Raw genomic sequence first — 15087 nt, 5'->3', positions numbered from 1 at the left:
TCGCCTGCGCGAGCCTTTTCTTCATCCGCCGATTACAGGCTGGAGACGTTTTCGGTCAGGTATTTTGCTACGCCGTCCGGGGACGCCGCCATACCTTCTTTGCCTTTTTCCCACTGCGCCGGGCACACTTCGCCGTGCTCTTCGTGGAACTGCAGCGCGTCAACCATACGCAGCATTTCGTCGATGTTACGGCCCAGCGGCAGATCGTTAACGACCTGGTGGCGAACAACTCCGTTGGCGTCGATCAGGAAAGAACCACGCAGCGCCACGCCCGCGTCCGGGTGCTCGATGCCGTAGGCTTTCTGGATTTCGCGTTTGATGTCAGCAACCATCACGTATTTCACTGCACCGATGCCGCCTTTATCGACCGGGGTGTTACGCCATGCGTTGTGAACGAATTCGGAGTCAAAGGACACACCGACCACTTCTACACCGCGTTTCTGGAACTCTTCGTAGCGTTTATCGAACGCGATCAGTTCAGACGGGCAGACAAAGGTGAAGTCCATTGGCCAGAAGAACAGCACGGTGGCTTTGCCGTTGGTGTGCTGTTTGAAGTTAAAGTTTTCAACGATTTCGCCGTTACCGAGCACTGCCGCAGCGGTAAAGTCAGGTGCCTGACGAGTAACCAGAACCATGGGTTCTCCTTTGAGTATAGAAAGTAAGTAGTACGCAACGCGGGCCAGTATAGAGAGTGATCCGCGATGACTCAAAGAGGCTACAGCAATCGATATTTAACGTTCTGCCTATTAATAGACAAATGTTTGACAGGCCAGGGTTAAAGCTCGCGTGCTTTGGCCTGTGCCATCATCTGCGGATAAAACTGCCAGAACTGTTTCTCAAGTTGCGCATAATGCTGGTCTAAATCGTGCCAGGAGTCACGCAGCGCGTCCAGTTTCGGACGTCGGCTCGCCATGCCGTTAAGCACGCGCTGAATAAATTCCATCTCGCGGTAGCGCTCAAGCCAACGTTCTGACCACAGATACTCGTTCAGATTCACGAAGCGCGGCGGTGAATCGGGCAGAATCAGCGACACCTGCTCGTGAGCGTACTCGACGAACTCCGGCAGCGCCATTTGTGGCGAAAGCTGCGACCAGTGGCGCGAGAGGAAATGATCCCACATCACATCGAGCGTAATAGGCGCGACGCGCCGCGTCTGTGGGCGGAACCACTCCAGGGCTTCCTTCACCTCGGGCAGATTATCCGTCAGCACGTCAATGCGACGATGCATGTAAATCCCGTCGACGACCTCGGTGGGGTAGCGGTCATCCGGATTGCCGCGCACAAAATCAGCCAGCAGATTACCGGACAACGAGCTGTCGGCGAGGTACGCAAGATGCAGGTGAGCTAAAAAATTCATCGATTATTATCTATCCAGAGGGGGATAGGGTTGCAGGGAGAACGCCCCGGCACTAGACTACCCGCCTCATTATTAAGTCCAGAGTCTTAGAGTCATGCGCCTTGCCGATTTTTCCTTTGAATTACCTGAATCCCTGATTGCCCACTATCCACAGCCTGAGCGCAGCGGTTGCCGCTTGCTGTCGCTGGACGGGCCGACAGGCGCGCTGACGCACGGTACTTTCACCGATCTGCTCGATAAGCTCAACCCTGGCGATCTTCTGGTCTTTAATAATACCCGCGTCATTCCTGCGCGACTGTTCGGTCGCAAGGCCAGCGGCGGCAAGATTGAAGTGCTGGTTGAACGTATGCTCGATGATAATCGTATTCTGGCACATATTCGCGCTTCTAAAGCGCCGAAGCCGGGAGCGGAACTGTTGCTGGGCGATGACGAAAGCATCAATGCGACCATGGTCGCACGTCACGACGCGCTGTTTGAAGTGCAGTTTAACGATGAGCGTCCGGTACTGGATATTCTTAACAGCATCGGCCACATGCCGCTGCCGCCGTACATCGACCGCCCGGATGAAGACGCCGACCGCGAACTTTATCAAACCGTTTACAGCAGCCGCCCTGGTGCTGTCGCGGCCCCCACTGCTGGCCTGCACTTCGACGAGCCGCTGCTGGCTAAATTGCGGGAAAAAGGCATTGATATGGCGTTTGTGACGCTGCACGTGGGGGCAGGTACTTTCCAGCCGGTTCGCGTTGAGAGCATTGAAGAGCACACCATGCACTCCGAATATGCGGAAGTGCCACAGGAGGTGGTTGACGCGGTGCTGGCAGCGAAAGCGCGCGGTAACCGCGTGATTGCGGTAGGAACCACCTCCGTCCGTTCGCTGGAAAGCGCGGCGCAGGCGGCGAAAAACGACCTGATTGAACCGTTCTTCGGTGATACGCAGATCTTTATCTATCCGGGCTATCAGTACAAAGTGATTGACGCGCTGGTGACCAACTTCCACCTGCCGGAATCGACGCTGATTATGCTGGTTTCCGCGTTTGCGGGTTATAAACACACCCTACATGCCTATCACGAAGCGGTAAAAGCGGAATATCGCTTTTTTAGTTACGGTGATGCGATGTTTATCACGTACAATCCGCAGGCCATTAACGAACGTCCCTGAGTGGGGCGTGTTTTTCCCCTCTCCCTGAGAGAGAGGGCCGGGGTGGGGGTGAACCTCATCCCGCAACATTAACCATCAGACTGTCTCTCTGATGCAGGAGAATAGCGTGAAATTTGAACTGGACACCACCGACGGACGCGCACGCCGTGGCCGCCTGGTCTTCGATCGTGGCGTAGTGGAAACGCCTGCTTTTATGCCCGTCGGTACCTATGGCACCGTCAAAGGCATGACGCCGGAGGAAGTTGAAGCCACTGGCGCACAGATTATCCTCGGTAACACCTTCCACCTGTGGCTGCGCCCGGGTCAGGAAATCATGAAACTGCACGGTGACCTGCATGACTTCATGCAATGGAAAGGGCCAATTCTCACCGATTCCGGCGGCTTCCAGGTCTTTAGCCTTGGCGATATTCGTAAGATAACCGAACAGGGCGTACACTTCCGTAACCCGATCAACGGCGATCCTATTTTCCTCGATCCGGAAAAATCGATGGAGATTCAGTACGATCTCGGTTCCGACATCGTAATGATCTTCGACGAATGCACGCCGTACCCGGCAGACTGGGATTACGCGAAGCGCTCTATGGAGATGTCGCTGCGCTGGGCGAAGCGTAGCCGCGAGCGTTTTGACAGCCTTGGCAACAAAAACGCCCTGTTTGGCATCATTCAGGGCAGCGTTTACGAAGATTTACGTGATATCTCCGTTAAAGGTCTGGTAGATATCGGTTTTGATGGCTACGCTGTCGGCGGCCTGGCAGTAGGCGAACCAAAAGCAGACATGCACCGCATCCTGGAGCACGTTTGCCCGCAAATTCCTGCTGACAAACCGCGTTACCTGATGGGCGTCGGTAAACCAGAGGATCTGGTTGAAGGCGTGCGTCGTGGTATCGATATGTTTGACTGCGTTATGCCAACGCGTAACGCGCGCAATGGTCATCTGTTCGTGACCGATGGCGTGGTGAAAATCCGTAATGCGAAGCATAAGAGCGATACCAGCCCACTCGACGCTGAGTGTGATTGCTATACGTGTCGCAATTATTCACGTGCGTACTTGCATCATTTAGACCGTTGCAACGAAATACTGGGCGCACGTCTCAACACGATTCATAACCTTCGCTACTATCAGCGTTTAATGGCTGGTTTACGCAAGGCTATCGAAGAGGGTAAATTAGAGAGCTTCGTGACCGATTTTTACCAACGTCAGGGGCGCGAAGTTCCAGCTTTGAACGTTGATTAATATTAATAATGAGGGAATTTTAATGAGCTTTTTTATTTCTGATGCGATAGCAGCACCGGGTGGCGCAGCACAGGGCAGCCCGATGTCTCTGATTCTGATGCTGGTAGTGTTTGGTCTGATTTTCTACTTCATGATCCTGCGCCCACAGCAGAAACGCACCAAAGAGCACAAAAAGCTGATGGACTCCATCGCCAAAGGTGATGAAGTGCTGACTAACGGTGGTCTGGTTGGCCGCGTAACCAAAGTAGCTGAATCCGGCTACATTGCTATCGCGCTGAACGACACCACTGAAGTGGTAATCAAACGTGACTTCGTAGCTGCCGTTCTGCCGAAAGGCACCATGAAGGCGCTGTAATTTACTGTTTTCCCAAAGGGAACTGCCGTGTTAAACCGTTATCCTTTGTGGAAGTACATCATGCTGGTCGTCGTGATTATCGTCGGCCTGCTTTACGCACTTCCCAACCTGTATGGTGAGGATCCGGCTGTTCAGATCACTGGTGCGCGCGGAGTCGCCGCCAGTGAGCAAACGCTGATCCAGGTCCAGAATACTTTACAACAAGAAAAAATCACCGCGAAGTCTGTGGCACTGGAAGAGGGCGCTATTCTTGCGCGCTTCGACTCCACCGACGTCCAGTTGCGTGCCCGTGAAGCGCTGCTGAGCGTGCTGGGTGATAAATACGTCGTGGCGCTGAACCTTGCTCCTGCAACCCCGCGTTGGTTGGCGGCCATTAAAGCCGAACCGATGAAGCTGGGTCTTGACCTGCGTGGTGGTGTTCACTTCCTGATGGAAGTGGATATGGACACGGCGCTCGGTAAGCTTCAGGAACAAAATATCGACAGTCTGCGCAGTGACCTGCGCGAGAAAAACATTCCGTATTCCAATATTCGTAAGTCAGATAACTATGGTCTGACGATTCTGTTCCGCGACAGCGCGGCACGCGATCAGGCGAATACCTGGCTGAGCTCCCGTCATCGTGACCTGGTTATCACTAATCAGGGCAGCAACCAGCTGCGCGCGGTAATGAGCGATGCGCGTCTGAGCGAAGCGCGCGAATACGCGGTACAGCAGAACATCAACATCCTGCGTAACCGTGTAAACCAACTGGGTGTGGCTGAGCCTGTGGTACAGCGTCAGGGTGCAGACCGCATCGTCGTTGAACTGCCGGGTATTCAGGATACCGCGCGCGCCAAAGAGATTCTGGGCGCTACCGCGACGCTGGAATTCCGTCTGGTGAATACTAACGTTGACCAGTCCGCTGCCGCATCTGGTCGTGTGCCGGGCGACTCTGAAGTGAAACAGACCCGTGAAGGTCAGCCGGTTGTGCTGTACAAACGCGTGATCCTGACCGGTGACCATATCACCGATTCCACTTCCAGCCAGGACGAATACAACCAGCCGCAGGTTAACATCTCGCTGGATAGCGCAGGTGGTAACACCATGTCTAACTTCACCAAGGACAACATCGGTAAACCGATGGCGACCCTTTTCGTGGAGTACAAAGACAGCGGTAAGAAAGATGCGAACGGTCGTGCCGTGCTGGTGAAACAGGAAGAGGTGATTAACATCGCTAACATCCAGTCTCGTCTGGGTAACAGCTTCCGCATCACCGGTATCAACAACCCGAACGAAGCACGTCAGCTCTCTCTGCTGCTGCGCGCCGGTGCGCTGATTGCGCCGATTCAGATTGTTGAAGAACGTACCATCGGCCCAACTCTGGGTATGCAGAACATCAAGCAGGGTCTGGAAGCGTGTCTGGCTGGCCTGGCAGTTTCTATCCTGTTCATGATTTTCTTCTACAAGAAATTTGGTCTGATCGCGACCAGCGCACTGATTGCAAACCTGGTACTGATCGTCGGTATCATGTCACTGCTGCCAGGGGCCACGCTGAGTATGCCGGGTATTGCAGGTATCGTGCTAACCCTTGCGGTGGCGGTCGACGCCAACGTACTGATCAACGAACGTATCAAAGAAGAGTTGAGCAACGGGCGTTCGGTGCAGCAGGCAATCAACGAAGGTTATGCGGGCGCATTCAGTTCCATCTTTGATGCGAACATCACCACGCTGATTAAAGTTCTGATCCTGTATGCAGTCGGCACCGGGGCAATCAAAGGCTTTGCTATCACCACCGGTATCGGTGTGGCAACGTCGATGTTTACCGCAATTGTCGGTACGCGTGCCATCGTAAACCTGTTGTATGGCGGCAAACGCATCAACAAGCTGTCAATCTGAGGAGTGCGTTGTGGCACAGGAATATACTGTTGAACAATTGAACCATGGCCGTAAAGTCTATGACTTTATGCGCTGGGATTACTGGGCTTTCGGCATCTCTGGCCTGCTGTTGGTAGCTGCCATCGTCATCATGGGCGTGCGCGGCTTCAACTGGGGACTCGATTTCACCGGTGGTACGGTAATCGAAATTACGCTGGAAAAACCGGCTGAAATTGACGTGATGCGCGAAGCGCTGCAGAAGGCGGGCTTTGAAGAGCCTCAACTGCAGAACTTCGGTAGCAGCCACGACATCATGGTCCGTATGCCGCCGACTGAAGGCGAAAATGGCGGCCAGGTGCTGGGGAGCCAGGTTCTGAAGGTGATTAACGAATCCACCAATCAGAACGCGGCGGTGAAACGTATCGAGTTCGTTGGGCCGAGCGTGGGGGCAGACCTTGCGCAAACCGGGGCAATGGCGCTGATCGTGGCGCTGATCTCCATCCTCGTTTATGTCGGTTTCCGCTTCGAGTGGCGACTGGCGGCGGGTGTGGTTATCTCACTGGCGCACGACGTTATCATTACGCTTGGGATCCTGTCGTTATTCCATATCGAGATTGACCTGACTATCGTGGCATCGTTGATGTCGGTTATCGGTTACTCGTTGAACGATAGCATCGTGGTATCTGACCGTATTCGTGAAAACTTCCGCAAAATTCGTCGCGGGACGCCTTACGAAATCTTTAACGTGTCACTGACCCAGACGCTGCACCGTACGTTGATCACTTCCGGTACGACATTAGTGGTTATTCTGATGCTGTACCTCTTTGGTGGTCCGGTACTGGAAGGCTTCTCACTGACCATGCTGATTGGTGTCTCTATCGGTACGGCTTCTTCTATCTATGTTGCGTCTGCACTGGCGCTGAAACTGGGTATGAAGCGCGAGCACATGCTGCAGCAGAAAGTCGAGAAAGAAGGGGCGGATCAACCGTCAATTCTGCCGTAAGACGACTTTCTCTTCAGAATCGGAATCCCGGTCGCAAGGCCGGGATTTTTTTATTACAGCCCTGCCAATATTCGTTACTCTCCGTGGATGGCCTTTGACATGGAGTAACGCCAGTGACCATCACTTTTGAATCCCTTTCTCTGCAAACCGTACCGCAGCCAGCCGTCTGGCATCATCTTCCCTCCGTTACTTTAAGCGATGACACCCTGCGTGAGCGTAAAGCCAAAGTACTGGCCGGAATGGCATCCCGCGGGCTGGACACGTTGGTGATATATGCCGACAAAGAGCATGGCGGTAACTTTGAGTACCTCACCGGGTTTATTCCACGTTTTGAAGAGGCGCTGCTGGTTTTGCATAGCGAGGGCGACGCCGTGCTGGTGCTCGGCAATGAAAACCTGAAGCTGGCGGCCCATGCGCGGCTGGAAAACCGCGTAGTTCACGCCCCGTGGTTTTCTCTGCCTAACCAGCCGATGGATAATCAACAATCCCTGCCGGAGGTGCTGCAAAATGCCGGGATTGTTGCCGGAAAAAACTATGGGCTGGTAGGCTGGAAACTGTTTACTGGCGCACAAGATGACGCCTGGAAAATGTTTGATCTCCCGTGTTTTATCGTAGATGCGATTCGTCAGGCGGCAGGGCCGGATGCCACGTTATGCAATGCCACCGGGATATTTATCTCGCCAGAGCACGGTGCGCGCACGGTCAACAACGCTAATGAACTGGCTCACTACGAGTACGGCGCAAATCTGGCCTCAACAGCGATCCTTGATGCACTGAACGCCATCGCGCCGGGCAAAACTGAAAAAGAGATTGGCGCACTGCTGGCAGCACAAGGGCAGCCGAATAATGTGGTGATGATTGCTGCAACCGGCGATCGTTTCGCCAATGCCAATCTTTATCCTGGCGACAAACGCATACAGCGTGGTGATAAGTTCTCGCTCACTACCAGTTACAAAGGCGGTCTGAGCAGCCGCGCCGCGTATGTGGTGGCCGATGAAAGCGAGCTGGCACCGGAGGTGGCAGATTATCTCGACGTGGTAGCGAAGCCCTACTATCACGCCGTTGCGACCTGGCTCACCCACATTCGCCCCGGTATGTTGGGCGGTGAGATGTATGCGCTGATTGAACAGGTATTGCCGAAATCCGAATACCACTGGCACCTCAATCCGGGACATCTGGTGGCGGATGAAGAGTGGCTGTGCTCGCCAATTGGCCCGAACTCTGCTGCACCGCTGCGCAGCGGTATGCTGTTGCAAATCGACATTATCCCATCGCGTGCAGGTTACGCCGGAGCGAGTATTGAAGACACCATCGCGCTGGCGGATAAAACGCTGCGAGACGAACTCGCACAGGCCTATCCTGAACTCTGGAACCGCGTGTTAATGCGGCGTCATTACATCAAAGAGCATTTAGGCATCAGCCTGCCGGACGAGGTGTTGCCGTTCTCAAATACGGTGGGGTATTTACGCCCATGGTTGCTCGACCCAACGCGAGCGTTGGTGTGTACTGAGTGATAAACTATCTGCAATCCTTAATTTAAGAACTGAGCAACTATGGCCATCATCCCTAAAAACTACGCGAGGCTGGAAAACGGCTACCGCGAAAAAGCACTGAAACTGTTTCCGTGGGTCTGCGGGCGTTGCTCGCGCGAGTTTGTTTACTCAAATCTGCGTGAGTTAACGGTTCATCACATGGATCACGACCACACCAATAACCCGGAAGATGGCAGCAACTGGGAGCTATTGTGCCTGTTCTGTCACGATCACGAACATTCGAAATACACCGAGGCCGATCAATACGGCACGACGGTGATTGCCGGGGAAGACGCCCAGAAAGACGTCGGCGAAGCGAAGTACAACCCGTTCGCCGATCTGAAAGCAATGATGAATAAGAAGTAATAAAAAAGCACCGACGTTGGAGCGTTCGGTGCTTCAGATAGCTGACAACGTGCGCGTTGTTCTTGCCGGATGCGGCGCAAACGCCTTATCCGGCCTACAAAATATTTCAAATTCAATATATTGCAGTGACGTTGTAGGCCTGATAAGCGCAGCGCATCAGGCAATGTTGAGTTTATTACCAGTCTCAAGCACCGACGTTGAGAACGTTCGGTGCTTTTTTCTGATTAGAAGTTGTAACCCGCCACCAGGTACCAGCCGAAGCCGTTGGATTTAATCGGCTCAGCCTGCCAGACCGGCTCGTCACCATCTTTCCACTGACCACCGTTGTGGAAGTAACGCGCAACGACCGAGTAATGCCAGTGATCGTAGTTCAGCGCCAGAATATGGCTGGAAGCGATAGAGTTGCTGGTACGGTACTGATCGTCGCCCAGGTCTGAACCCCAGTCGAAGTTGGTAAAGCCGATGTAGCTCAGCTTACCGCCCCACAGGTCAGTAATCGGAACGAAGTATTTGATTTTGAAACGATAGCCATCCCACTCGTTTTCGTTGGATGCGCCATAGTTTTGCCACTGATATTTGGCATACACGTTCAGAGACAGCCCCATCGGCAGGCCAGTATCGATATCGGTACCCAGACCCATATACCAGGTGCTCTGACGGCCTTCGCTGTTGCGACCCATATCGTAGATATAGTTATTCGCGAAATACCACTCTTTGAACGGGCCAAAGCTCAGATCGGTGTTGGTCAGCTTGTCGATAGAGAAACGTGGCTCGATTTCCATAAACAGCGGGGAACCGTGGTTCCAGATCCCACGGGAGTTGCTGTCGCCGCCGAAGAAACGCGGTGCATCGACGTAACCGTAGAAATCAAACCAGTCTTTTTTAGCGAACGCTTCATATTCCAGATAGGTGTCGTTACGCAGTGTCGGCCCGAAACGGGTATGGTAGCTCCCTACCACGTTGACGCTCTGATGCCACCAGTCGGAAAGATACTGTGGTTTGTCATTTTCTGCTGCACTGGCAGTGAAAGACGCGGAGAGTGCTACGAAAGCACCGGCTGCTAATAATGTTTTTTTCATATGTTTGCCACTGATAAAAAATCCCAAACGGGAATGAAAGTAAGCGTCGAAGCTTTACAAAATGTTTCGTATTTCTGCGTGCCTATTATAAGAATCATTGCTCACAAAAATCAGTTACGGGTCACACATTTTTCATCTACGTAATCGATTGCGTTCACGTTTGCGTAGATTAAACGGCGGCGATTGTACCTGTCACATCAATGATTGCCAATCTGATTAGAAAAGTAGTGAATGAAAAAAAGGGGGGAGTGAATGCGCCAGGTGCGTCTGGCGCAAGGCGTGACTTACTGAACGGTAGCCGGCTGAATATCGTGAACGCGAACAAAACCGAGTTGATCTGGCGTGATGCCATTCAGCTGTAGCGGAATATCGACATCGCTGGGCGCAAGAATACTGGCTGGCGCGTTAATGAGCTGATTCTGCACGTTAACTTCCTGGAAATTGTCGGTAGTACCCTGAATCTGCCCGTATTCTACCGTACCGCTGAATGCCGGTAGCGCGTCGTTAGACTCGCCCTGAATACGCAGGGTCACCGCTGTACCCTGCGCATTTGGCGCGATGTTGCGCAAAGACATGCGCAGCGTACCTATCTGGCTCTTCAGCAGGGCAGGGGTATTAGAACCCGGAATGATGTAAACACCGCTGGCAGATTTGGCGTTTAGCGCGTTCTGCTGGGTGATCTTCACCGTTTCCTTGTTCAGTTTGGTCATTTCCTGGTTGAGCGTACTGATACTTTCGTGCATCTGACGAACCTCGGCTTGCTGTGCGCAGGCAGTCAGGCTAAAGAGGCTTCCCAGTACGGCAATTCTTAGGTAACGTCTTGTCATTATGTCTGTTTCCTTATGGTCGGGATCACGTAATGGTAGATCGCAAAAAAGATTCTGGCATCGATCCATTGTCTCAAAAACGCTCTTCCTTTGTTGTCGAGCCATATCAGGGTAAAATAGGTTTCAGTTACCACCTCATAGTCAGGACGATGTATGCACTGCCCATTCTGTCTCGCCGTAGATACCAAAGTGATCGACTCTCGTCTGGTTGGCGAGGGCTCCTCCGTCCGCCGTCGTCGGCAATGCCTGGTTTGCAACGAACGTTTCACCACGTTTGAAGTGGCTGAACTGGTGATGCCGCGCGTCGTTAAAAGTAATGATGTGCGCGAACCGTTCAACGAAGACAAGCTGCGTAGTGGCATGCTAAAAGCGCTGGAAAAGCGTCCCGTCAGTGCCGATGACGTTGAGATGGCGATTAATCACATTAAATCGCACCTGCGTGCTACAGGGGAGCGTGAAGTGCCGAGCAAATTGCTCGGCAATCTGGTGATGGAACAGCTGAAAAAGCTCGATAAAGTCGCTTACATCCGTTTCGCCTCTGTTTATCGCAGCTTTGAAGACATCAAAGAATTCGGCGAAGAGATCGCTCGTCTACAGGACTAAGCTATGCACGACGAAATGTACATGGCGCGCGCGCTGAAACTTGCCGCGCGTGGTCGCTTCACCACTCATCCTAACCCCCGCGTCGGTTGCGTCATTGTCAATCAGGGCGAAATCGTTGGTGAAGGTTTTCACTACCGCGCCGGAGAGCCGCACGCGGAAGTTCACGCGTTGCGGATGGCGGGCGAAAAAGCCAAAGGGGCGACGGCCTATGTGACGCTCGAACCTTGCAGCCATCACGGTCGCACGCCGCCATGCTGCGATGCGTTGATTGCCGCAGGTGTTTCCCGCGTGGTAGCCGCTATGCAGGATCCGAATCCGCAGGTGGCCGGACGCGGGCTTTATCGCCTGCAACAGGCGGGTATTGACGTCAGCCACGGTCTGATGATGAGTGAAGCGGAAGCGTTGAATAAGGGCTTCCTGAAGCGCATGCGTACAGGCTTTCCGTATGTTCAGCTTAAACTTGGCGCGTCGCTGGACGGGCGTACCGCGATGGCGAGTGGCGAAAGTCAGTGGATTACCTCGCCGCAGGCCCGTCGCGATGTGCAGCGTTTGCGCGCAGAAAGCCACGCAATTCTCACCAGTAGTGCCACCGTCCTGGCCGATGACCCGGCGTTAACCGTGCGTTGGCATGAGCTGGGCGCGGAGACGCAGGCGCTATATACAGAGGAAAACCTGCGCCAGCCGGTACGTATTGTTGTCGATAGCCACAACCGCGTCACGCCGGAGCACCGCATCGTTCAGCAGCCTGGCGAAACCTGGTTTGCCCGTACGCAAAACGACGAACGCAGCTGGTCAGAGCATGTAAAATCGATCATCACGCCGGAACACAACGGCCATGTGGATCTGGTTTTGCTGATGATGCAGCTTGGCAAACAGCAGATAAACAGCATCTGGGTAGAAGCCGGGCCGACGCTTGCTGGCGCGCTGATTCAGGCGGGTTTGGTCGACGAGCTTATTGTTTACGTAGCGCCTAAACTATTAGGCAGCGATGCGCGCGGATTATGTGTTCTGCCGGGGCTTGAGAAACTGGCCGACGCCCCCCATTTCAAATTCAACGAGATACGCCATGTAGGCCCGGACATTTGCCTGCATTTGACGAACGCGTAATGCCTCCTGAAAAGGGAAGCAGCGCACAGAATATTATGATAAAATCCGCCCCCCTGCGGGGCAAATGAACCCAAAGGAAGAGTATGAACATTATTGAAGCTAACGTTGCTACCCCGGACGCTCGCGTCGCCATCACCATTGCGCGTTTCAACAACTTTATCAACGACAGCCTGCTGGAAGGTGCGATCGACGCCCTGAAACGCATTGGTCAGGTCAAAGATGAAAACATTACCGTTGTTTGGGTGCCTGGCGCTTATGAACTGCCACTGGCGGCTGGCGCACTGGCAAAAACCGGTAAATATGACGCGGTGATTGCACTGGGTACGGTTATCCGTGGCGGTACTGCACACTTCGAATATGTCGCTGGCGGGGCGAGCAATGGCCTGGCGCACGTCGCTCAGGACAGCGAAATCCCGGTAGCCTTTGGTGTTCTCACCACTGAAAGTATTGAACAAGCCATCGAACGCGCTGGCACCAAAGCCGGTAACAAAGGTGCAGAAGCTGCACTGACCGCGCTTGAGATGATTAATGTATTGAAAGCCATTAAGGCCTGATTTTTTTGTAAGGGGAATTCCGTGAAACCTGCTGCTCGTCGCCGTGCCCGTGAGTGTGCCGTTCAGGCGCTTTACTCCTGGCAGTTGTCCCAGAACGACATCGCCGATGTTGAATACCAGTTCCTGGCGGAACAGGACGTCAAAGATGTAGACGTAATGTACTTCCGTGAACTGCTGTCCGGGGTGGCGACTAACAGCGCGTACCTCGATGGATTGATGAAACCTTACCTGTCCCGTCTGCTCGATGAGCTGGGTCAGGTAGAAAAAGCGGTGCTGCGTATCGCGCTGTTCGAACTGTCTAAACGTGATGATGTGCCGTATAAAGTGGCCATCAACGAAGCTATCGAACTGGCAAAAACCTTTGGCGCTGAAGACAGCCACAAGTTTGTCAATGGCGTGCTGGATAAAGCAGCTCCGGCAATCCGCCCCAAGAAAAAGTAATCTGCAGGCCGGTGCGAATGCGGTTGATACCGTGTTCCCCGGCCTTGTTTTATTCTTCTGCAGAGGCATAACGTATGGCATGCGGCGAATTTTCCCTGATTGCCCGTTATTTTGACCGCGTAAAAAGCGCCCGCTTTGATGTTGAAACCGGAATCGGCGACGACTGCGCGTTGCTCAATCTTCCCGAAAAACAAACCCTGGCAATCAGCACCGACACTTTAGTGTCCGGCATTCATTTTCTTCCTGATATCGATCCTGCCGATCTGGCGTATAAAGCGCTGGCCGTGAACGTCAGCGATCTCGCGGCGATGGGCGCAGACCCGGCATGGCTGACGCTGGCCCTGACCTTGCCGTCGGTAGATGAAGCCTGGCTACAAGCCTTCAGCGATAGTCTGTTCGAACAACTCGATTACTACGATATGCAGTTGATTGGCGGCGACACCACCAAAGGCCCGCTCTCCATGACCCTGGGTATTCACGGCTACGTGCCTGTCGGCCGGGCGCTGAAGCGCTCGGGCGCAAAACCGGGCGACTGGATTTACGTCACCGGTACGCCGGGCGACAGCGCTGCCGGGCTGGCGATTCTACAGAACCGCCTGACGGTGAGCGACGAAACGGACAGCGCGTATCTGGTTCAACGCCACCTGCGTCCGACGCCGCGTATTCTACAAGGGCAGGCATTGCGCGACCTCGCCAGTTCGGCGATCGATCTTTCCGACGGCCTGGTTTCTGACCTCGGTCATATTCTTAAAGCCAGCGAATGCGGCGCGCGCATTGACCTGGATGCACTCCCGTATTCTGAAGCGATGCAGCGTCACGTTGACGGCGAACAGGCAATGCGCTGGGCGCTTTCCGGCGGAGAAGATTACGAACTGTGCTTCACCGTACCGGAACTCAACCGTGGTGCGCTGGATGTGGCACTGGGCCATCTTGGCGTGCCGTTTACCTGCATCGGCCAGATGAGCGCTGACGTAGACGGCATGCATTTTCAGCGCGGCGGCGACGTCGTGACGTTCGACCATAAAGGATTTGATCACTTTGGCTAGCAAAGACGTGGCGAAAAGCCGCCTCAATTTACGCAACCCCTGGCACCTGCTGGCGGTTGGTTTCGGTAGCGGCTTAAGCCCGATTGTCCCCGGCACGATGGGCTCGCTGGCAGCGATTCCGTTCTGGTATCTGATGACCTTCCTGCCCTGGCAGCTCTATTCGCTGGTGGTAATGCTGAGCATCTGTATCGGTGTCTACCTGTGCCACCAGACGGCAAAAGACATGGGCGTTCACGACCACGGCAGCATCGTGTGGGATGAGTTCGTCGGTATGTGGATTACCTTGATGGCACTGCCGACGATGGACTGGCAGTGGGTCGCCGCCGGGTTTGTGATTTTCCGTATTCTCGATATGTGGAAACCCTGGCCGATTCGCTGGTTCGACCGCAACGTGCACGGCGGCATGGGGATTATGGTCGATGACATCGTCGCCGGGGTGATTTCGGCGGGGATATTGTATTTTATCGGGCATCATTGGCCGATTGGGATAATTTAGGATTGCGTGGGGGGGCCCCTCACCCTAACCCTCTCCCACAGGGAGAGGGAACCGACCGCGGATATATTCAAGAC

The 15087-nt window shown here is 54.0% G+C and carries 17 protein-coding genes; 13 read left to right on the top strand and 4 right to left on the bottom strand.

The window, feature by feature from the left end; genetic code table 11:
• Positions 1-32: 32 nt before the first annotated feature.
• Positions 33-635: a peroxiredoxin gene (locus DBY68_RS07235; RefSeq protein ID WP_108474804.1), complete on the bottom strand. Its 603-nt coding sequence runs from the start codon at positions 633-635 to the stop codon at positions 33-35.
• A 140-nt stretch (positions 636-775) separates the two neighbouring features.
• Positions 776-1357, bottom strand: a complete 582-nt coding sequence (acpH, locus tag DBY68_RS07230; RefSeq protein ID WP_108474805.1) for an ACP phosphodiesterase — start codon at positions 1355-1357, stop codon at positions 776-778.
• A gap of 94 nt (positions 1358-1451) precedes the next feature.
• Between acpH and queA the strand changes: the two genes are divergently transcribed.
• The 7 genes from queA to yajD all read left to right on the top strand — a co-directional run bounded on the left by queA (position 1452) and on the right by yajD (position 8860).
• On the top strand, positions 1452-2516 hold the full coding sequence (queA, locus tag DBY68_RS07225; protein WP_108474806.1) for a tRNA preQ1(34) S-adenosylmethionine ribosyltransferase-isomerase QueA: 1065 nt from the start codon (positions 1452-1454) through the stop codon (positions 2514-2516).
• A 106-nt stretch (positions 2517-2622) separates the two neighbouring features.
• On the top strand, positions 2623-3750 hold the full coding sequence (gene tgt / locus DBY68_RS07220) for a tRNA guanosine(34) transglycosylase Tgt (protein WP_108474807.1): 1128 nt from the start codon (positions 2623-2625) through the stop codon (positions 3748-3750).
• A 22-nt stretch (positions 3751-3772) separates the two neighbouring features.
• Positions 3773-4105, top strand: coding sequence for a preprotein translocase subunit YajC (yajC, locus tag DBY68_RS07215; protein ID WP_108474808.1), 333 nt, complete (start codon positions 3773-3775; stop codon positions 4103-4105).
• 27 nt (positions 4106-4132) lie between these two features.
• Positions 4133-5980, top strand: a complete 1848-nt coding sequence (gene secD, locus DBY68_RS07210) for a protein translocase subunit SecD (protein WP_108474809.1) — start codon at positions 4133-4135, stop codon at positions 5978-5980.
• A 10-nt stretch (positions 5981-5990) separates the two neighbouring features.
• Positions 5991-6962: a protein translocase subunit SecF gene (gene secF, locus DBY68_RS07205; protein ID WP_015965612.1), complete on the top strand. Its 972-nt coding sequence runs from the start codon at positions 5991-5993 to the stop codon at positions 6960-6962.
• Positions 6963-7075: 113 nt separating this feature from the next.
• The gene (locus DBY68_RS07200) at positions 7076-8476 is read left to right on the top strand and encodes a M24 family metallopeptidase (RefSeq protein ID WP_108474810.1); all 1401 of its coding nucleotides are present in this window, start codon (positions 7076-7078) and stop codon (positions 8474-8476) included.
• A 39-nt stretch (positions 8477-8515) separates the two neighbouring features.
• Positions 8516-8860, top strand: coding sequence for an HNH nuclease YajD (yajD, locus tag DBY68_RS07195; protein WP_108474811.1), 345 nt, complete (start codon positions 8516-8518; stop codon positions 8858-8860).
• A gap of 224 nt (positions 8861-9084) precedes the next feature.
• Here yajD and DBY68_RS07190 read toward each other — a convergent pair whose 3' ends face one another.
• A complete protein-coding gene (locus tag DBY68_RS07190) occupies positions 9085-9939 on the bottom strand; it encodes a nucleoside-specific channel-forming protein Tsx (RefSeq protein ID WP_108474812.1) in 855 nt (284 codons plus the stop codon).
• Positions 9940-10223: 284 nt separating this feature from the next.
• Positions 10224-10766 (bottom strand): DUF3251 domain-containing protein, encoded by a 543-nt coding sequence (locus DBY68_RS07185; RefSeq protein WP_108474813.1) that lies wholly within the window; start codon positions 10764-10766, stop codon positions 10224-10226.
• 153 nt (positions 10767-10919) lie between these two features.
• On the opposite strand from DBY68_RS07185, the gene nrdR reads away from it, so the two are divergent.
• From nrdR to pgpA, 6 genes are all read left to right on the top strand, one after another.
• Entirely contained in the window at positions 10920-11369 is a 450-nt protein-coding gene (gene nrdR, locus DBY68_RS07180; protein ID WP_108474814.1) for a transcriptional regulator NrdR, read from the top strand.
• 3 nt (positions 11370-11372) lie between these two features.
• Positions 11373-12476: a bifunctional diaminohydroxyphosphoribosylaminopyrimidine deaminase/5-amino-6-(5-phosphoribosylamino)uracil reductase RibD gene (gene ribD, locus DBY68_RS07175; RefSeq protein ID WP_108474815.1), complete on the top strand. Its 1104-nt coding sequence runs from the start codon at positions 11373-11375 to the stop codon at positions 12474-12476.
• An 83-nt stretch (positions 12477-12559) separates the two neighbouring features.
• On the top strand, positions 12560-13030 hold the full coding sequence (gene ribE, locus DBY68_RS07170; protein WP_001021161.1) for a 6,7-dimethyl-8-ribityllumazine synthase: 471 nt from the start codon (positions 12560-12562) through the stop codon (positions 13028-13030).
• Positions 13031-13051: 21 nt separating this feature from the next.
• A complete protein-coding gene (gene nusB, locus DBY68_RS07165) occupies positions 13052-13471 on the top strand; it encodes a transcription antitermination factor NusB (RefSeq protein WP_108474816.1) in 420 nt (139 codons plus the stop codon).
• 74 nt (positions 13472-13545) lie between these two features.
• Positions 13546-14517 carry a thiamine-phosphate kinase gene (gene thiL, locus DBY68_RS07160; RefSeq protein ID WP_108474817.1) on the top strand — a complete coding sequence of 324 codons (972 nt, stop codon included), beginning with the start codon at positions 13546-13548 and terminating at the stop codon, positions 14515-14517.
• On the top strand, positions 14510-15013 hold the full coding sequence (gene pgpA, locus DBY68_RS07155; RefSeq protein WP_233503880.1) for a phosphatidylglycerophosphatase A: 504 nt from the start codon (positions 14510-14512) through the stop codon (positions 15011-15013). Before thiL ends, pgpA begins: the two co-directional genes overlap by 8 nt.
• Positions 15014-15087 lie beyond the last annotated feature (74 nt).

The sequence above is a fragment of the Pseudocitrobacter sp. RIT415 genome, assembly GCF_003057695.2.
In the GTDB taxonomy this organism is placed as follows: Bacteria; Pseudomonadota; Gammaproteobacteria; order Enterobacterales; family Enterobacteriaceae; genus Pseudocitrobacter; species Pseudocitrobacter faecalis.
The sequence above is the reverse complement of the archived record's forward strand: the minus strand, read 5'-3'. Positions and strand labels throughout refer to the sequence as shown.